Source organism: Pristimantibacillus sp. PTI5 (genome assembly GCF_048572955.1).
Lineage (GTDB): Bacteria > Bacillota > Bacilli > Paenibacillales > Paenibacillaceae > Pristimantibacillus.
On record NZ_CP183886.1, the window covers coordinates 5,791,661 to 5,810,019 of the forward strand.

At 46.0% G+C, this 18,359-nt stretch carries 16 protein-coding genes and 1 riboswitch; of the genes, 13 read left to right on the forward strand and 3 right to left on the reverse strand.

From position 1 onward, the window contains the following. The first annotated feature begins 11 nt into the window (after positions 1-11). The 8 genes from ACN6MW_RS25555 to ACN6MW_RS25590 all read left to right on the forward strand — a co-directional run bounded on the left by ACN6MW_RS25555 (position 12) and on the right by ACN6MW_RS25590 (position 10,776). Positions 12-1,115 carry a Gfo/Idh/MocA family protein gene (locus ACN6MW_RS25555; RefSeq protein ID WP_419872669.1) on the forward strand — a complete coding sequence of 368 codons (1,104 nt, stop codon included), beginning with the start codon at positions 12-14 and terminating at the stop codon, positions 1,113-1,115. Between the two features lie 171 nt (positions 1,116-1,286). Continuing rightward, the gene (locus tag ACN6MW_RS25560; protein ID WP_419872670.1) at positions 1,287-3,029 is read left to right on the forward strand and encodes a sensor histidine kinase; all 1,743 of its coding nucleotides are present in this window, start codon (positions 1,287-1,289) and stop codon (positions 3,027-3,029) included. Positions 3,030-3,034: 5 nt separating this feature from the next. Further along, positions 3,035-4,609, forward strand: coding sequence for a response regulator transcription factor (locus ACN6MW_RS25565; protein WP_419872671.1), 1,575 nt, complete (start codon positions 3,035-3,037; stop codon positions 4,607-4,609). Positions 4,610-4,862: 253 nt separating this feature from the next. Then, on the forward strand, positions 4,863-5,768 hold the full coding sequence (locus ACN6MW_RS25570) for an ABC transporter permease (RefSeq protein ID WP_419876446.1): 906 nt from the start codon (positions 4,863-4,865) through the stop codon (positions 5,766-5,768). 15 nt (positions 5,769-5,783) lie between these two features. Then, positions 5,784-6,674, forward strand: a complete 891-nt coding sequence (locus ACN6MW_RS25575) for a carbohydrate ABC transporter permease (protein WP_364141640.1) — start codon at positions 5,784-5,786, stop codon at positions 6,672-6,674. A gap of 30 nt (positions 6,675-6,704) precedes the next feature. Beyond that, positions 6,705-8,231, forward strand: a complete 1,527-nt coding sequence (locus ACN6MW_RS25580) for an ABC transporter substrate-binding protein (RefSeq protein ID WP_419872672.1) — start codon at positions 6,705-6,707, stop codon at positions 8,229-8,231. 227 nt (positions 8,232-8,458) lie between these two features. Beyond that, positions 8,459-10,009, forward strand: a complete 1,551-nt coding sequence (locus ACN6MW_RS25585) for an ABC transporter substrate-binding protein (protein ID WP_419872673.1) — start codon at positions 8,459-8,461, stop codon at positions 10,007-10,009. A gap of 137 nt (positions 10,010-10,146) precedes the next feature. Beyond that, on the forward strand, positions 10,147-10,776 hold the full coding sequence (locus ACN6MW_RS25590; protein WP_419872674.1) for a spore coat protein: 630 nt from the start codon (positions 10,147-10,149) through the stop codon (positions 10,774-10,776). 56 nt (positions 10,777-10,832) lie between these two features. On the opposite strand, the gene ACN6MW_RS25595 is transcribed toward ACN6MW_RS25590, so the two are convergent. Further along, positions 10,833-11,906 (reverse strand): GIY-YIG nuclease family protein, encoded by a 1,074-nt coding sequence (locus tag ACN6MW_RS25595; protein WP_419872675.1) that lies wholly within the window; start codon positions 11,904-11,906, stop codon positions 10,833-10,835. Between the two features lie 181 nt (positions 11,907-12,087). Beyond that, the gene (locus ACN6MW_RS25600; protein ID WP_419872676.1) at positions 12,088-12,498 is read right to left on the reverse strand and encodes a VOC family protein; all 411 of its coding nucleotides are present in this window, start codon (positions 12,496-12,498) and stop codon (positions 12,088-12,090) included. 282 nt (positions 12,499-12,780) lie between these two features. After that, a riboswitch (cyclic di-AMP (ydaO/yuaA leader) is annotated at positions 12,781-12,938 on the forward strand. A 130-nt stretch (positions 12,939-13,068) separates the two neighbouring features. On the opposite strand from ACN6MW_RS25600, the gene ACN6MW_RS25605 reads away from it, so the two are divergent. Next, positions 13,069-14,886 (forward strand): APC family permease, encoded by a 1,818-nt coding sequence (locus tag ACN6MW_RS25605; protein ID WP_419876447.1) that lies wholly within the window; start codon positions 13,069-13,071, stop codon positions 14,884-14,886. 89 nt (positions 14,887-14,975) lie between these two features. Here ACN6MW_RS25605 and ACN6MW_RS25610 read toward each other — a convergent pair whose 3' ends face one another. Beyond that, positions 14,976-15,191, reverse strand: a complete 216-nt coding sequence (locus tag ACN6MW_RS25610) for a small, acid-soluble spore protein, alpha/beta type (protein WP_419872677.1) — start codon at positions 15,189-15,191, stop codon at positions 14,976-14,978. 397 nt (positions 15,192-15,588) lie between these two features. On the opposite strand from ACN6MW_RS25610, the gene ACN6MW_RS25615 reads away from it, so the two are divergent. The 4 genes from ACN6MW_RS25615 to ACN6MW_RS25630 all read left to right on the forward strand — a co-directional run bounded on the left by ACN6MW_RS25615 (position 15,589) and on the right by ACN6MW_RS25630 (position 18,357). Beyond that, positions 15,589-16,314 carry a hypothetical protein gene (locus ACN6MW_RS25615; RefSeq protein ID WP_419872678.1) on the forward strand — a complete coding sequence of 242 codons (726 nt, stop codon included), beginning with the start codon at positions 15,589-15,591 and terminating at the stop codon, positions 16,312-16,314. A gap of 203 nt (positions 16,315-16,517) precedes the next feature. Continuing rightward, positions 16,518-16,784 (forward strand): hypothetical protein, encoded by a 267-nt coding sequence (locus ACN6MW_RS25620; protein WP_419872679.1) that lies wholly within the window; start codon positions 16,518-16,520, stop codon positions 16,782-16,784. 190 nt (positions 16,785-16,974) lie between these two features. Beyond that, positions 16,975-17,592, forward strand: coding sequence for a cyclase family protein (locus tag ACN6MW_RS25625; RefSeq protein WP_419872680.1), 618 nt, complete (start codon positions 16,975-16,977; stop codon positions 17,590-17,592). 75 nt (positions 17,593-17,667) lie between these two features. Beyond that, positions 17,668-18,357: a metal-dependent hydrolase gene (locus ACN6MW_RS25630; RefSeq protein WP_419872681.1), complete on the forward strand. Its 690-nt coding sequence runs from the start codon at positions 17,668-17,670 to the stop codon at positions 18,355-18,357. Positions 18,358-18,359: the final 2 nt, after the last annotated feature.

The window sequence follows — 18,359 nt, forward strand, 5'->3', positions numbered from 1 at the left end:
GAGAGTTTAACATGAACAACGGAAAATTGAAGATCGGAATTATCGGATGCGGAGGCATTGCCAACCAAAAGCATATGCCGTCGCTAGCCAAGCTCACTCATTTGGGCGAAATGGTTGCCTTCTGTGATGTCATAGAAGAGAGCGCTCAAAAAGCGGCCAAAAATTTTGGCAGTGATAACGCGAAGGTATACACCGATTACAAGGAATTGTTAAAAGATGAATCCATCGATGTGGTCCATGTACTGACCCCAAACCTTCAGCATTCCTACATAACGGTAGATGCGCTCGAGGCAGGCAAGCATGTCATGTGTGAAAAGCCGATGGCGATCAATTCCATAGAAGCTAAAAAAATGGTGGATGCCGCAAACCGTACGGGTAAGAAGCTGACGATTGGTTACCAAAACAGGTTCAGGAACGATTCCCAGGTGCTGCATAAAGCTTGCCGCGAAGGCCAATTGGGTGACATCTATCTTTCCAAGGCGCATGCGGTTCGCAGAAGGGGCGTTCCTACATGGGGCGTATTCCTTGACAAAGAGCAGCAGGGCGGCGGACCTTTAATTGATTTGGGCACGCATGCGCTCGATTTAGCCTTATGGTTTATGGACAACTATAAGCCGAAATCGGTGTCGGGTTCCGTATTTTACAAAATGTCCGATAGGTTCGAAGGCAATATGATGGGCCCTTGGGATCCGGAAAAATATCATGTGGAAGACTCCGCGTTCGGATTTATTAAAATGGAAAATGGCGCTACGATTTTCTTGGAATCGGCATGGGCGCTAAATACGACCGACGCAAGGGAAGCCATGACTACGCTTTGCGGAACGGAAGGCGGAGCAGAAATGAGAGCAAGCTCGGTTTTTGGCAAAAGCGATGTCATCTTTAACAGCACCAAGCATGGCCAGCTCGTAGAAACGAAGCCTTCCATAAGCGGCGGGATCGCCTATTTCGGTCCAGGAGCAGAGGAAGATGGGTTGAAGGAGGCAAGGCAGTGGCTTGAAAGCATCCTAAATGATACAGAGCCGCTCGTTAAACCGGAGCAAGCCTTGGTTGTCACGCAGATTTTAGAAGCTATTTATACCTCGGCGGAAAAGGGCAAGGTCGTAGAATTCGAATAGACTCCTCGCAGGATCCGTCGATAGGGAATAGAAAAGCAGGCCTTTCCAGCACTTGGAAAGGTTTTTCTGCACTCGTATGGGAAATCGCTTATCTTTTAAGGAGCGGTCTCCAGCTAATCGTGGTATAATGCTCATTGTTTATTTGTCTGGCATAAGGAGGCATTCGGGCACTTGAAGTTATTCAATCGTTCGTTATTTAACTCACTCCGCTTTAAGCTGGTAGCAGGACTTATGCTCATCATGCTGCCGATGGTATCATTTCTAATTTATAACAACTATTATTCGATGGATGTCGTGCGTAACCAAGTGGCGCAATCCAACGGCAACATGCTAAATCTATACATGGGTTTAATCGATACTACGCTGCTGGATATCGACAATTACTTACTCAAATTCGCCGCGGAAGAAACCGGCTTATATATACTCGACCGTCTGCCCGAGGTCGATGATGATTTGTACAATCTGGAACGGATTTGGCTTTTTACGGAGCTGAGAGACAATGCCACCTATTACAAGGCATTGGATTATTTCTTCGTATATTCTCCTTTGAATAAGGATTTGTTGTTCGCGCCAAAGCTGACGGGCTCCGTTTATACGAATAATGATACCGTCAAGGAAGACATTTCCGGGCTGCTGGGTGATGAACAATCCATGAAGAACTATCCATACGATACATGGACCGTCCTGCCTATGGACGGGCAGAATTATCTTTTACATATTATTAAAGCCGGCAACTTGTACATAGGTGCGGGCGTTAACGCGGATGATGTGATGGGCCCGCTTGATCTTCTTGATCTGGGCACCGAAGGCAGATCGCTGCTGGTGGACGGAAATAATGCCCCCCTCCAGGACGCGGCCTTCTTTAAAGAACATGAAATCGATTTATCCTACACACCCCATACCTACCGGTTGAGCGGCGCTGAAGACCAATATCTCGTAATTGGCGAGGAGTCTGGCATTGGTGAATTCGGACTGGTAGCCGTCGTTCCCGACCAGAACATATTAGAAAAGCTTCCTTATTTGCAGAGGATCATTTTGCTTATTGCAACGGGAACGATCCTGATCCTGGTGGTTTCCGTTTATTTTCTGCGCAGAGTCGTTTTATTGCCAATCAACCGGATCGTCGTAGCCATGCGCAAAATCAGAGAGGGCTATATGGAGGCAAGAATACCGAATAAACCGGCTTCCAATGAATTCGAGATGATGAACGAGACGTTCAACAGCATGGTTTGTGACATTCAGCAGTTGAAAATTGACGTTTACGAGGAACAATTGATTAACCAGAAAGCAGAGCTTAAGCAGCTTCAGCTTCAGATAAACCCTCATTTTTTTCTGAACAGCTTAAATATCGTATATTACTTGGCCCAGGAGAAGAAATACGGATTAATTCAGGAACTCTCCTTCTCTCTGATCCGCTACTTCCGATTTATGTTTCGCAGCCAGACGGATTATGTTCTGCTGCAGGACGAGCTAAGCCATACCGAAAATTATTTGAAAATCCAAAATTTTCGATTTCCCGGAAGCTTGACTTACGCGATTTCCGCCGAGGATGAGCTGCGAGATTGTTACATTCCGCCGTTAATCATCCAAAGCTTTGCGGAAAATACCATCAAACATGCGATTAATACGGATGATCCCACTCATATCGCTATAGAGATCGGGAGAAACGATAGCATTCCTGAAGATAGGATGCTCATCCGAATTCACGACACAGGCCGAGGCTTCTCGGAGGATGTGCTGCAGAAGCTCCATCAGGAGACGAACCTGATGAATGAAGAAGGCGAGCATATCGGAATCTGGAATGTGAGGCGCAGATTGCGTTTGTTGTACGGAGATAAGGCTGGCATTGCTTTTTCTAACGAAAATGGAGCTGTTGTGGAAATGATCTTGCCTTTATCGAGAGAAATGAGGTAGAGAGAATGTACCGATTATTAATTGTTGATGATGAGGCCGTTATCGCGAATGGCATTAAATCGAGCGTCGATTGGCAAAAGCTGGGCATAGTAAACGTATCCATAGCCCACAACCTCCGGCAAGCCAAGGAAGAATTCGATAACCAGCCGTTCGATATGATGATTTGCGATATCGAAATGCCGCAGGGAAACGGACTTGAGCTCTTTGAGTGGGTACGTGAGCAGTATCCGCAAACGGAGTGCGTCTTCCTGACCTGTCACGCCGACTTTCAATATGCCAAGAAAGCGCTTCAGCTGGGCAGCTTCGAATATCTGCTTAAGCCGGTTCCCCATGACGAATTGAAGCTGGTGATGACGAAGCTCATCGAGAAGATCAGAAAGGAAAAGGAATCGGCTACGAGGGAGAACGAGCGTTTTTGGCAGGATGTGCTCAGTCAAGCGATTCCCTCGAATTTGGATAAAATGATGGAGGTCATCGGAAAGCAGAAGCTTCCGTATGGCAGGGACATGAGGTTTTTACCAGTCGTTATCAGCATTCAGCATTGGGAAAAATCACTAACGGCACGGGATTCGCAAATTATGGAGTACGCGCTGCGCAACGCCCTGGAAGAGGTCGTTATTCAACAAGACAAGACCGCACAGATCGTAAGAATTAATCCGGACCATCTGCTGATTGTTTTCACGAAGGACCAGTTGCCTGCTGAAGGGTGCGATTATTTTTTTAAGGAAATTAAAGATCGCTGTAAGGCTTTTATCGAGGTATGCAATCATTATTTGTATTGCCATCTCTCCTGCATGATCGGCAAGCCGGTACAGGCGCATGGCGTACGGAATATGGTCGAAGACTTAATGGCGTTCAAAAAAAACCAAGTGAATTGCGTGGACCGCGTGATCTTCATCGATGAGCGGATGAAGAAAGAATCCCAAATCCCGCTGCCGCCCATGAATGTATGGTCAGAGCTCATCAAGCAGGGGAACAAGAAAAAGCTGCACGACGAGTCGCAGCAATTTTTGGATTCATGGAAGCGCATCGAGTGCTTGGGAACCAAGGGACTGCAGCAGTTTTACCAAAGCTTTCTGCAAATGATCCTGCATACGCTGCAGCAGCAAGGGCTGCGCGCGGATGAAATTTTCTCGGACCATTTGCTTCCAGAGCGGATTCTGTCTGCGACACGCAGCGTGAAGGATCTTCAGGATTGGGTGAGGGATGTATTAGAGAAAGCGCTCGTTCACATTCAGGGACTGGATTCGAATGAAACCGTCGTAGAGAAGATCAAACGGTATATCGCGCTTCACATCGACGAGGAGCTTTCAAGACAGTACATCGCAGACTATATAGGGTTAAGCCCGGATTATATCGTTAAATTGTTTAAGAAAGAAACGGGGCTATCAATATCCGACTATATTTTGAGGGAGCGGATCAATCTGGCGAAGGAGCTGCTGTCCATGACGGATACGACCATCAGTAACATAGCGCTTACGGTTGGTTTCTCCAACTTTTCATATTTCTCCACGCTGTTTAAAAAAGAAGTTTCGATGACACCCCAGGATTACCGCAGAGGCTGTTGTCTATCACAATAAAACGGCGCCGTTAGAGGATTCAACGCCTCTGACGGCCATTTTTTTTACTCTTTCCGTCATGTCGGAAACTCAAAAGCTGAATGTCGGATTATTAATAGTTGGTGTATTTGCTTTGCGATAGTATTAGACCAAGCAATAAAATAATTAAAGCTAAAGGTGGTCGAGACCCTTGCAAGCAAATACCGAGACGTCAACCCCCGTTATGAAAAAGGTCTCATTGAAGATGGAGAAGAAAGCAACGTTCGCATTGGAGATGAGAAAAGTAAAGAAATACCGTGCATTGGTGCTGATGGCGCTTCCCGGCCTGCTGTACCTGCTGATTAACAACTATTTGCCGATGTTTGGCATTGTCATCGCGTTTAAGGACATCAATTTTGCAAAAGGCATTATGGGAAGTGATTGGATCGGTTTAAAAAATTTTGAATATTTGTTTAAAACGACAGATGCTTATATCATTACAAGGAATACGCTGCTGTACAATATCTCCTTTATTTTATTGAATACCGGAATCGCGCTCGCCTTAGCCATTATGCTGAATGAAATTCGTATACGTTTCTTGTCCAGAATGTACCAGACGCTGATCCTGCTTCCTTTTTTGATTTCCATGGTTATTGTAGGCTACTTGGTGCTTGGTTTTCTGGATGTTGAAAACGGGTTCATGAACAAGACCCTGCTTCCTTTCTTGGGCTTGGATACCATTTCTTGGTACAGCGAAACGAAGTACTGGCCATGGATCTTAACCATCGTGAGCGTATGGAAGGGCGTAGGTAACTTATGCATCATCTATTTAGCAGCAATCATTGGAATCGATAGCGAATATTATGAAGCGGCAACGATTGACGGCGCTAACAGATGGCAGCAAATTTTGAAAATAACACTCCCGCTCGTTACGCCGGTGATCACGATTATGACCTTGCTTGCCATCGGCCGTATTTTCTACTCCGACTTCGGCTTATTTTTCCAGGTTCCGCTGAATACAGGCGCACTGATGCCGGTTACGAACACGATCGATACGTATGTATACCGCGCCTTGATTAACCTAGGCGACATCGGGATGTCCTCCGCAGCCGGCTTATACCAAGCGCTTGTTGGTTTCATTCTAGTAATCGTATCTAATGCTGTCGTAAGAAAATATAACAAAGACAACGCGTTGTTCTAGAAAGGGAGAGATTATATGCAATCATCCGGCAAGCTCTATCAATGGGCCATCAACATCGTCATGCTGGTATTCACATTCTTTTGCGTCATGCCGTTTTGGCTGTTGTTCTCCGCTTCCCTAACCGACGATATGGAACTTGTTCGCAGCGGATACGCCTTTTTTCCAGATCAAATAAGCTTCTCCGCATACGGTTATTTATGGAACAGCTCTTCGGAAATCATCCGGGCTTACAGCATCACGGTCTTAACGACGGTGATCGGCACGGCACTCGGATTGACGCTTACGGCGATGGTGGCTTATCCGCTTTCGCGGCTCGAAATGCCGTTCCGCAACTCGCTCGCATTCTACGTCTTTTTCACGATGCTGTTTAACGGGGGCCTTGTACCGACCTATTTGCTCTATACTAATTATTTCGACTTGAAAAATACGATGCTGGCTTTAATCATACCCGGCTTGCTAATGAACGGATTTTTCATTATCCTGATGCGTACTTTTTTTGCGAGCTCGATTCCGACGGCGATTATCGAATCGGCTTACATCGACGGCGCGAAGGAGTGGAAAATTTTTTATCGCATCGTATTGCCGCTGTCAACGCCGGTGCTTGCGACGGTTGGCTTGTTTTACACCATACTGTTCTGGAACGACTGGTTCAACGGTTTGATTTATATAACGGACAGCCAGTACTACAGTCTTCAGAACCTGTTGAACCGAATCCTTCTGGATGTACAGTTCTTGCAGAGCTCTACGCAAGCAGGCAGCCGAAGCGCTGAAATCGCGGCTAATATTCCTCTTGCATCCATGAGGATGGCGATGGCCGCGATCGGGGTAATCCCGCTGCTGATCGCCTATCCGTTCTTTCAAAAGTATTTCGTCAAGGGCCTGACTATCGGCGCTGTTAAAGGGTAATAGAGAAACAAACGAACATGGGGGAGCAGGATGAGATTGGAAAGAAAAGCATTCAAGACGGCTGCGCAGCTGCTGCTTGCAGCAAGCCTGATGTTTACTGGCTGCGCATCGGAAGAGAACCGTTCCGCGGGTAACGCCGCGGAAAGCGGAAACCAATCCGTTAAGGCTGCCTACGAGGTAACGATGGTTTACCCGGCGAGCGTAGAACCAAAGGATTTGCTGGCCGTCCAGGATGAAATCAATAAGATTACGAAAGAGAAAATAAATACATCCGTAAAGCTTGTTCCGGTCGGTTGGGGAGCATGGCCGCAGCAAACGACGCTGATGCTGTCTGGCAACGAAAAAGTCGATTTAATCGTCAGCGGTCTTAACACTTACAGCCAGCAGGTGTCCAAAGGTCAGCTGCTGGAGCTTGACGGATATCTGGCCGAACAGGGCCAAGGGATCAGGGGAGCGCTTGACAGCCTAGATCCGGATTTTCTAAATGCCGCTAGAATCGGCGGCAAGATTTACGGCGTCCCGAGTATCCGAGATTTGGCAGCCGATTATGGCATAACGATGCGTAAAGATCTGATAGAAAAGTATCAAATCGATACAACAGCCATTCATTCGCTGGATGATTTGGACGCCGTGTTTCAAACGGTTTTGGAAAATGAGCCAGACATCGTTCCAACCGTGAAGTACGGGAACTCTATTATCGATACATATTTAAACAGCTATTTTGATAATTTAGGAGACGGCTTTGGCGTGCTTCCGGGTTATGACAATGGACTTAAAGTCGTCAATATGTACGAGGCTCCGGAATATGCCAAGCTGCTAAATACAGTGAGAAGATGGTATCAAGCAGGCTACGTTGCCAAGGATGCGGCAACAAGTACGGAGACGCAGTACAACTTGGTGAAGGCAGGCAAAGCGTTTTCGTTTATTTCCCATATGAAGCCAGGCATTGAAAACCAAGAATCAAAACTGACAGGCACCAAGATGGTGTCGATCCATTTGAGGCCTGCCGCGAGTATGACGTATAACATTACCTCTATCATGTGGAGTATCGCGAGAAACTCAAAAAATCCAGAACAAGCAATGATGCTGCTAAACCTGATGTATACCGATAAAGCTTTGATCAATTTATTTGATTATGGCATTGAAGGAAAGCATTACGCAAAGCTATCAGATAACATCATCGATTTCCCAGAAGGCGTAGATGCGTCAAATTCGGGATATAACCAGCAGATGGGATGGATGTTCGGCAACCAATTCCTGTCCCATATTTGGAACGGGGATGATCCAGAGCTTTGGGACGAGCTTGCGGCATTTAACAAAAACGCTTTGAAGTCGAAGGCGCTTGGCTTCACATTTAATGCCGATGCGGTCAAAACGGAGATTGCCGCTGTAATGAACGTGTCAAACCAATACAAAATCGCGTTGGAAACGGGTACGGTAGACCCTGCGAAGCAGCTGCCGGAATTTAATAAAGCGTTGAAGGCTGCGGGAATAGACAAGATCATTGCCGAGAAGCAGAAACAGCTTGACGCTTGGGCGTCGGCAGGAAAGCAATGACGATACGATGAAAGGGCGGTGCAGACATCCGGATGCACCGCCCTTTCTATATAAAAAGACCAAACGAAAAGGCAGTTTTGCAATTGGAAACGATTTTGAAACCCATGTTTCATATACATCGGAAAATCGAAAACAAGATGTCGGAAATATGAAAGTGAGCTGCGGCATTTTCATCTATTCTACTAAGTGTACACGCTTTCATTAAAAGAAACCGGGAGGTCACATCAATGAAAAAGAACAAATATGCAGCTAAAATGTTTTTGTTATTGGCGCTTGCAATGACCATGCTTATTGGCGCTTGCAGCAACGGAGGCAGCAATGCAGCAAGTTCCGGGAACGACGGAGCCGTTTCAGAAGGAGAAAGCGGCAGCGCCGGCGGAGAATTAAAGCCTGTCGAGCTAGTAATGGTATTTCCCGCAGGCGGGGAACCGAAGGATATGAAGCTGATTTCGGAAGCGATCAACAAATTGACGAAGGAAAAAATCAATGCGACCGTCAAGCTGATTCCGATCGGATTTGGAGCTTGGACGCAGCAAAAAACGCTGATGATGTCTGGCAATGAGCAGGTAGACCTGATCGTAAGCGGACTTGGAACATACAGCCAAGATGTGGCCAAAGGGCAGTTTCTTGAACTCGACGGCTACTTGGCTGAGCAGGGCCAGGGGGTTGCGGAAGCGCTTGATTCCCTTGATCCTGCGTTCTTGAACGCAACAAGAATTGACGGAAAAATATATGCCGTTCCGAGCATCAGGGATTTGGCGGCAGACTATGGAATTACGATGCGCAAGGATTTAGTTGATAAATATAACATCGATACGGCTGCGATAAAATCGCTGGATGATCTGGACGCTGTATTTAAAACGATTAAAGATAATGAGCCGGGTATCATTCCGACAGTCAAGTACGGAATCTCTATTCTGGATATTTTTGTAGGCAGCTTCTTTGATACCTTGGGTGATGGATTTGGCGTACTGCCAGGCCATGATAACAGCCTCAAGATCGTGAATATGTATGAGACGCCGGAATATGCGGAAATGCTGAATACGGTCAGAAGGTGGTATGAAGCAGGCTACATTGCCAAGGATGCCGCTACTAGCACCGAGACGCAATACAATTTGGTTAAGTCCGGCAAAGCCTTCTCTTTTATCTCCCATATGAAGCCCGGCATAGAGACCCAGGAATCGAGAACGACTGGCAAAGAGATGGTGTCAGTACACTTCAGACCTGCAGTTACTGCGACGTCTAACATTACATCCATTATGTGGAGCGTCGCAAGAAATTCGAAGGATCCGGAGAGAGCGATGATGCTGCTTAACATGATGTATACCGATAAAGATTTCATTAATCTGCTGGATTACGGGATCGAAGAAAAACATTACGTGAAAGTATCCGACAATGTCATCGATTACCCGCAAGGGGTAGATGCAACGAATTCCGGCTATAACCTGCAAATGGGATGGATGTTCGGGAACCAGTCCCTGTCCTACATTTGGAACGGGGATGACCCGGAGCTGTGGAATCAGCTGGCGGATTTTAACAGAAACGCTATAAAATCGAAAGCGCTGGGCTTCACCTTTAATGCCGACGCCGTCAAAACGGAAATCGCGGCGGTGACGAACGTTCAGAATCAATATAAAATTGCTTTGGAAACAGGAACCGTTGATCCCGTAGCCAAGCTGCCTGAATTTATTAAACAGCAAAAAACAGCGGGCATTGACAAGATCATAGCAGAGAAGCAAAGACAGCTGGACGAATGGGCTGCAGCTAACAAGAAGTAAAGAAACGACTAACCCCTTGTTATGACGTAGAGTCATAACAAGGGGTTTTTCATGATTTGTACCGGCAGGATGAATAATTTTCCTTTGAAATATTGATATTAAAGAAGTTAATCAATCAATAACAAAGGAGACTTAACATGCAGCAGCAACCGCAAAGCAACACAAATTTACAAGGTACAGGTACGCAGGCATTCAATCATGGAGGTCACGAGCTTTTTGATATGCATGAAGTATTGTCCTGTTCAATCGGCATGTTGGATCAATTTATGATCTTCAGGCAGTATGTACAGGATGTCGAGTTGCTGGACATATTGGATCGTCAATATAACTTTACCCTCTCCCAATACAATCTGACAGCGGAGTGTTTTGCCACAGGTCAAAAGCCAAGCCAAGAAACGTCAACGTATATGATCAAAGAAATAATCGAGCCCCTCTACGGTTTACAAGCGACTCAGCCGAAAAAGCCCAATCAATCATTGGCGGATGTAAAAGACGCAGGCATCAGCGGATATATGATTGGACTAGTGAAATCTCATGCTTCACTCTTGGCAATGGCCGCGGTTGAAGTTACGAACCCTGTCGTACGCCGGGTATTGGCTTCGCAAGTGCAAAACTTTATCGAAATGGCCTATGAATTGTTTATGTATCAAAATAAACGTGCCTATTACCAGGTGCCGCAATTGGCAGCCAATGACATGCAAATCATGATTAACGCGTTCGTACCGGCAAACGGAATGCCGCAAATGCCGGCAAATACGGTCCATTAAATGGGCATATAAGAAAAGGCCGCCAAATGGCGGCCTTTTTTTAATACCGGGATGAATTAAAGCCGGTTGATTCGGTACTCATAATTGTTTTTGCACAGCTGCAGCAGGTCATATTTTAACCCCCGCTTGGGTTCGGTTAGGATAAACTGCTTTTCTCCTCTTTTTTTTAAGGATGTATACACCTTTTTTCGGTCGCAGATGCGACTTGCTATGATTTCATCAGGCTTCGCCTCGGCATATCTAGTGATCATAAATTGGTCGCCGGAGGCAGCATCGTTCGGTTTTTCGAGCGCAAACATCTGAAAGTCGCTGAGCATGCCTGCTTCGACTTTTGCAACAAGCGCATGGGAGCTGCCGAAGTAGATGACATCCTGATCGATAACGGCTTCCCTGTCTACAATTTGCTTGTCTGCAGCTTGCTCCAAATTTCGGATACTGATGAGCATTTGCTGTGCTTTTTCAAATTCCATCTTTGACGCATAAGTCTCCATCCGGTCATACAACGTTTCAATCAGGCCTTTGCCTCGATGGGCGAGCAGATCCGAGGCTTGGCGAACGTTATTCAAATAACTCTGCTTCGATATTTTGCCTTCGCACACGCCGCTGCATTTCCCGATATGGTAAAGCAGGCAGACTTGCTTGGGCATGGTTTTACAGGTTCGAAGACCGTAATGCTCCGTTACAAATTCAAGCAGCGCATCACGAAACCGGGCGTTTTTGAAGGGACCCAAACGGTGTATTTCCTCTGGTTCAGCGATTTTCTGATGACGGCTGCGGTTCCGGTAATACACATCCAAACGCGGAAGCTCGTCAGCTGTCAGCTGCAGATAGGCATAACCGCTGTTATCTTTTTTTAATGCCCGGTTAAAGGGAGGTTTATGGATTTTTATTAAATTATTTTCGAGGAGCAAGCTCTCTGCTTCATTATTAACAAGCACGACTTCAATGGACGCTATTTCCTGTACGAGCTGCTTAATTCTGCGATGGGTATGGTTTTTCGTAAAATAGGAACGCAGCCGACTTCGCAGGTTTTTGGATTTTCCGACGTAAAGGATGCTGCCTTCTTCATTTTTCATCAGATAGCAGCCGGGGCTTGACGGGTATTCGGCGGCTTTGAACAAGAATGACATCCAGCATCATCCTCCTTATCAAACTCATTGGTATGGAAATATTTCATCCGACACTATTCGACATCCATGTGAATAATTCCTTGTTTTGATAATAGGAGAAATAGACGAAGCAATGAGGAGGCTGCCCTCAGCAAAGGGCTGTCTCCTCTTGATGTGTAACATGTATCCTTATTCGGACGGGCTAGGCTTGGCTTACGGCTGCCTCGGTGGTAATCATCCAGCGTATACCGAATTTGTCTTCGATTTGTCCGAATAGAGAGCCCCAGAAAGCAGGCTCCAAAGGCTGATGGATTTGGCCGCCGGCCGCTAATTGATTAAAGGCTTGCCGTGCTTCTTCTTCTGAAGCGAATACAAGGTTCAAATGAACGGCATTACCGCTCTGGACAGGTTCAAACACAGAGTCTGACATAAAGAAATTGACGCCTGCGGCATTGAAACAGAGGTGAATGATTTTGTCTTTGAGCTCCTCGCGTGCGTCGGGAAGCTGGCCATGCGTCATAATGGAATTGATTTCTCCTCCAAGAGCCTGTATGTAAAATTCGGATTGTGCTCTTGCGTCCTCGGAAATGATGTAGGTCGTGTATTTTGCCATTCTAAACATCCTCTCTTTTTGGGTTTGTAACGATAATCCAATCGTAACATATAAACCGTGATGCGGTTTCTTATGGATTGCTATGATTTATTAATGATTTTTTCATAATCCAAAGAGATCGTAAGCATAAAAGCGATATGAAAAGAATGCATAGGATGTAATCGGTTAAATGATTCCGCACTACTCGAAATTTAATCAATTTAGACCTATATGATTGTTTACAATGCCGGAGGAGAGGAGTAAGATTCAAAACGTAATCTATTGCCGTATTATTTCATGTAATATCCTTAATCGCTGAGTTCTGAAAAAGAAGCGGGGGAACCATCGAGCAAGATCATGCGATCTTGTCTCAGGGGTGAATCACTTGGTCATGCCAAGCGTAGGGCGACTTTTGCGCCCGAATCCGTCAGCTAACCTCGTAAGCGTCCAAAAGAGGAATTTATCACGAACGAACCGAGCTATTTGGGTAAAGCCGTGGGAAAGTCCTTACTTTCCTGCGGCTTTTTTTTGTGTTCCATGCGGCAGTTAGCTTGTTATTTTATTTCATGGGTTGGAAAAGGGGAAGTTATGATGGTCAGCAGATTTAAACGGTTGTTAATCGGTCGTCCGATGAAAAGCTCGGAAATTGAAGGCGAAAAGCTTAGCAAGCTTAAGGCGCTTGCCGTGTTATCATCCGATGCTTTATCTTCGGTCGCATACGGGACGGAGCAAATTTTAATTGTGCTGATGGTTGCCGGCTTTACGGCGGTTTGGTACTCTATTCCGATCTCCATCGCTGTACTGGGTCTTTTATTGGTGCTGATTTTATCATATCGCCAAACGATTTTCTCTTATCCTACCGGCGGCGGCGCTTATATTGTCGCGAAGGATAATCTCGGCGTTTCTACCGGGTTGTTAGCAGGCGGCTCGCTGCTTGTCGATTATATTCTGACGGTTGCGGTCAGCACTTCCGCGGGTACGGATGCCATTACGTCCGCTTTTCCGTCGCTGCATGATCACCGGGTCCTTATCGCATTAGTGATGATCGCGCTTCTGACCCTTATTAATTTGCGGGGAATCACGGAGTCGGCTTCCGTGCTGGCCATGCCGGTCTACCTGTTTGTGATTGCTATCTTTATCCTGATTATATCCGGCATAATCAAATATTTGGCAGGCGGCGTACCGGCAGCAGCGCCTGAGATGGGTGCCGCGGTTTCGAACATAAGCTTATTCCTATTATTGAAGGCTTTCAGCTCAGGCTGTTCAGCGCTTACGGGCGTAGAGGCGATGTCCAATGCGATTCCGAACTTTAAGCAGCCGGCCGAGCGCAATGCGGCGGCTACGCTAATCATGATGGGGACGATTCTGGGCGCAATGTTCATCGGCATAAGCCTGCTTGCGTATTGGTACGGTATTATTCCGAATGAGAAAGAAACCGTTGTATCGCAAATTGCGAATGCGACATTTGGCAGAGGCGTCATTTATTATGTGATTCAGGGCGTAACGGCGCTCATTTTATTTTTGGCGGCCAATACGGCTTATGCGGCATTTCCGCTGCTTGCCTTCATGCTGGCGAAAGATAAATATATGCCGAATATGTTCATGGCGCGGGGCGATCGTTTGGGCTTTTCTAACGGCATCATTATTCTGGGCGTTTTATCCGCGTTATTGGTTATCGCCTTTCACGGCAATACCGAAAATTTAATTCCGTTATATGCAGTGGGGGTATTTATTCCGTTTACGCTTTCCCAGCTGGGCATGATGGTACGCTGGGTGAAGCTGAAGCCTGCCGGCTGGCTCTCGCGTTTCATCATTAATACAATTGGGATGCTGACGACGCTGGCGATTACCTTAATTTTTATTTTCACGAAGTTTAGCCACGTTTGGATGGTATTTATCTTCCTGCCGCTCGTTATTTTATTGTTTTATGGGATTCACCGCCATTACCGCAACATGTCAGACGAACTGCGGATCAATATGGCGATAGATAAACCGGTTATTAAAGGGAGCACGATCGTGGTTCCCATTGCGGGTATAACGCGTGTCGTCAATCATTCCCTTAGCTATGCCAAATCTTTGACGGATAATGTCGTTGCCGTGTATGTTGGATTTGATGACGAGGATATCGAGCGAATGGAAAAGAAGTGGGAAGAATGGAACCCCGGCGTCCGGCTCATTGTTCTCCGTTCCAGCTATCGGAGCATCATTAGGCCTTTAATGCGGTTCATTGATACGATTGAATGGAAAACGGCAGAAACGGATCATATTACGGTTCTTATCCCGCAGTTTATTACGAAGCATTGGTGGCATTATTTACTGCACAACCAAACGAGCTTAATGCTTCGCGCATATTTATTTACGCAAAAGGACGTAGTCATCGCAACCGTGCCATACCACCTGCAAAAATAGGATCCGCACTATGCTGCCGTTTAGCTGCAGGATCGATACGTTTGCAAATGAAAAGCCCGCCTGTAATAGGAGGGCTTTTCGTCGGCTGATTAGAAGTTGCGCCCGCCTAATTGTTGTTCCGCGATTTGAACCAGTTTTTTCGTGATGTATCCGCCGATTGATCCAGCGTCGCGCGTGGATAGATTACCATTGTATCCATCTTGCGAGAACGAAACGCCAAGCTGCTGCGCAGCCTCTGTTTTCAATTGATCAAGTGCTACTCTTGCTTGCGGTACAACCAATGTATTCGATCTTCTTCTGCTCATTACAATCACTCCTTCATGGGATGTGAGGTTATTATGTGGTGTGAATTGTAAATGTATACAGAGATACGGTCAGAATTTTCAATTTTTTTTCGAAATGTTTCAAGACATCGGTAAATGGAAGAAAAACCCTGAATTTTATGAAAGGAGAATAGAATGATGCAAGGTGAAAATGTCTACCTGCTGCCGATGGCAGTGAGCCGAACCTTGGTTAGTGGATGGAACAAGGAGTGAATAGCAGGGATTATATGACAGAAGGGAGAGCCGTTAACGGTTATTTCCATTCCATAAGGAAAAGAAATCCTTTTTTAGGGCTTAAGCCTGTTTCGAAAACCGCATACCGCGTTTATTATCCTAATAGAATGAACTAATATAACCAGATAAGGGGAAGTGATTGTCGATGAAGAAAATGGTCATGATGATGTTCAGTTTTGCGTTGGTATTTGTTCTAACAGCAGCCGCAGGGGGGACGTCGAAGGTTGAAGCAGCTACAAATAAAGAGTATCTCGAAATTTCCAAGAACGTTTTGTACTACGGAGAAGTGAAAGACGGTATGCCGCATGGAAAAGGAACAATGACCTGGTATCAGACGAAGTCATATGCGGGTGATTGGGTTAACGGCAAACGGAATGGGTTAGGTAAGTATGTCGCTAATTCCACTAGTGATCGCAAAGAAACAAAGATTACATATGACGGCGCTTGGAAAAATGACCAAAAGGTTGGAAATGGCGCCCTGTACACAAGAGTAACAGACTTTGACGGTGAAGTGGAGTACCACAAAATTCAGTTCGGTACTTTCGCCAATGACCGATTTGCAGCAGGCTATTCCGTCGCCCATAGTGAAAAGGATCCGGTATACAGCTTTAACTATAAGGATGCTAATCTGAACCTTCAAATCATGGGCACGAATGTGAATATGAAGGATGCTTGGAAAAACGGGAAATTTACGACCATTCAATACATGAAAGGCGACGTCGCGAAGCACTATGACGTGAAATTTAACGAAAACCCTTCTTTGGTAAAACAAAACAAAGCAACGCTTGAGTTTTTGATAAAACTTCAAAATCAAATCAATCCGCATTTAGTCAAATTTGAGGCTTTGGCGAAGCGCGTGCCGCTAGCTTAATCCGAAGCGGCAAATGCAAGCAGATGACTCCGTTAACAACGGGGTCATCTTTTTTTATTCCCAGCTTCCTGAGCTGTCAAGTACCATGGAAAAATGGTACTTGGTGGATGTAATTGAGTTGTGTATAGTTGAATGAAACGAAGTCGTTCAACGAAAGCAATCAAACCGTCGATTCAAGGTTAGCGGGAAGGTGAAGAGAAGCCGTGAAGCAAATAACGATGACGAATCGAGAGCTTTTAAGGAAAGCGGCAGTATTAAGACAGCATGAAGCATACGCCTATCAGGCGGCTTATTACTTGCTTGAAGACGAAGCGCAGGCTGTCCGTGCGGCATCGGATACGCTGGCGGCTTTGCTGCGGGATGAATCCTTTTTTGCATTGTACCCGGAGCTGCAGAAGCAGCAGGTCAAACGTATGGCCATCAAGCACTCCCTGCAAACCAAAGCATCCGTATTACAACCTTCGCCGTAATTCACTCCTTCTGTCCATATTCCTGAAAACAAGAAACCTCTGCCAAATTTTTTTCATTCTTCTGCTGTTTCTTATACTTTTCATTATTTTGGCAAGCACGGCATTTGTGCTATATTTGGATTGGAAGCGAAAATAGTTAAAGGAAGCCAAATGGCGTAGCATTTTTGGCGGAAGGAAGGGGCGCAGCGGCGTGATCATTGATCTGACGCATACGATAAAGACGGGGATGCCCGTTTACCCCGGCGATGAAGAGACCCGGTTGGAGCATTCCCGGCAATTTGGCAAGGATGGCTTCAATAATCACCAGCTGTCCGTTAATATGCATGCGGGCACTCATATCGATGGTCCCATGCATTTATTAGACGTTGTGGAGTACATCAGTGAAATATCGGCAGAAAACTTTGTCGGCGACGGCGTGCTGCTCGATGTAAGCGGAGCAGCCGAGGTTGCTTATAAGGCCGAGTATGAAGACATCATTAGAGAATCTCAAATCGTTATCCTGCACACGGGGCACGGCGAGCGTTATGGCCAGCCGGAGTATTTTACCGATTACCCCATTTTAACAGCGGAATTTGTTCAATTCCTTATTCGGAAAAAGGTTAAGATGGTTGGTTTAGACACACCTTCACCGGATCATTCTCCCTTTGACATCCATAAAAGCTTATTTCGCAATCACATTTACATTATTGAAAACTTGAAAAATGTAACACGCTTGCTCGGTGTTAAAGCATTCGAAATTATTGCGCTTCCGCTCCGTATTCAAGCGGATTCTTCGGTCGCAAGGGTTATAGCCAGAGTAACGGAGTAAGCTTGGTTATACGCCGTCGCTAGTTGGATAATGATGCAGTGACGGACATGATACAAAATGGAGGAAAATGCGATTATGGAAATTATTTACCACGGACATTCCTGTATTCAGATGATTGAAGGCGATAAATCACTTATTATTGATCCCTTTCTTCGAGGCAATGCCTTAGCAGTGACGAAGGCGGAAGAAATTAAAACGGATGCAGTCCTGCTGACGCATGCGCATATGGACCATATTTTGGACGCCGACCTGATCGCCAAAAACAATGATGCGCCAGTCGTTGCGATTGCGGAGCTGGCGGCTTTTATGTCTTGGAAGGGCGTCAAGACCATCGATATGAATATCGGCGGTACGGTGGATCTAGGATTCGCCAAGGCCAAAATGGTACAGGCCTTCCATTCTTCGGGCATTGTGCTGGCGGAAGAAAAAACCGTGATTTACGGCGGCATGCCAGCCGGTTTTATTGTGAACATTGCGGGAATAAATGTCCTTCATGCGGGAGACACCGCTTTGTTCAGCGATATGAAAATGATCGGTGACCGGCATGCGATTGATGTAGCGTTCATTCCAATCGGAGACCATTATACGATGGGAGTGGAGGATGCGCTGCAAGCAGCGGAGTGGTATAACGCGAAGCTGACCGTTCCCGTTCATTACAATACGTTTCCCGTTATCCGCCAGGAAGCTGAAAGCTTTGTTCAGCAGCTTCAAAGCAAAGGGATGAACGGGTTGGTACTGAGCCCGGGAGAGGAAATAACGATATAATC

Coding starts and splice junctions, on each gene's coding strand:
- ACN6MW_RS25575 (WP_364141640.1), top strand. CDS start 5,784: ATGCAATCATCCGGCAAGCTCTATCAATGGGCCATCAACATCGTCATG.
- ACN6MW_RS25565 (WP_419872671.1), top strand. CDS start 3,035: ATGTACCGATTATTAATTGTTGATGATGAGGCCGTTATCGCGAATGGC.
- ACN6MW_RS25605 (WP_419876447.1), top strand. CDS start 13,069: ATGGTCAGCAGATTTAAACGGTTGTTAATCGGTCGTCCGATGAAAAGC.
- ACN6MW_RS25600 (WP_419872676.1), bottom strand. CDS start 12,498: ATGGCAAAATACACGACCTACATCATTTCCGAGGACGCAAGAGCACAA.
- ACN6MW_RS25570 (WP_419876446.1), top strand. CDS start 4,863: ATGAGAAAAGTAAAGAAATACCGTGCATTGGTGCTGATGGCGCTTCCC.
- ACN6MW_RS25595 (WP_419872675.1), bottom strand. CDS start 11,906: ATGTCATTCTTGTTCAAAGCCGCCGAATACCCGTCAAGCCCCGGCTGC.
- ACN6MW_RS25630 (WP_419872681.1), top strand. CDS start 17,668: ATGGAAATTATTTACCACGGACATTCCTGTATTCAGATGATTGAAGGC.
- ACN6MW_RS25580 (WP_419872672.1), top strand. CDS start 6,705: ATGAGATTGGAAAGAAAAGCATTCAAGACGGCTGCGCAGCTGCTGCTT.
- ACN6MW_RS25590 (WP_419872674.1), top strand. CDS start 10,147: ATGCAGCAGCAACCGCAAAGCAACACAAATTTACAAGGTACAGGTACG.
- ACN6MW_RS25610 (WP_419872677.1), bottom strand. CDS start 15,191: ATGAGCAGAAGAAGATCGAATACATTGGTTGTACCGCAAGCAAGAGTA.
- ACN6MW_RS25585 (WP_419872673.1), top strand. CDS start 8,459: ATGAAAAAGAACAAATATGCAGCTAAAATGTTTTTGTTATTGGCGCTT.
- ACN6MW_RS25555 (WP_419872669.1), top strand. CDS start 12: ATGAACAACGGAAAATTGAAGATCGGAATTATCGGATGCGGAGGCATT.
- ACN6MW_RS25615 (WP_419872678.1), top strand. CDS start 15,589: ATGAAGAAAATGGTCATGATGATGTTCAGTTTTGCGTTGGTATTTGTT.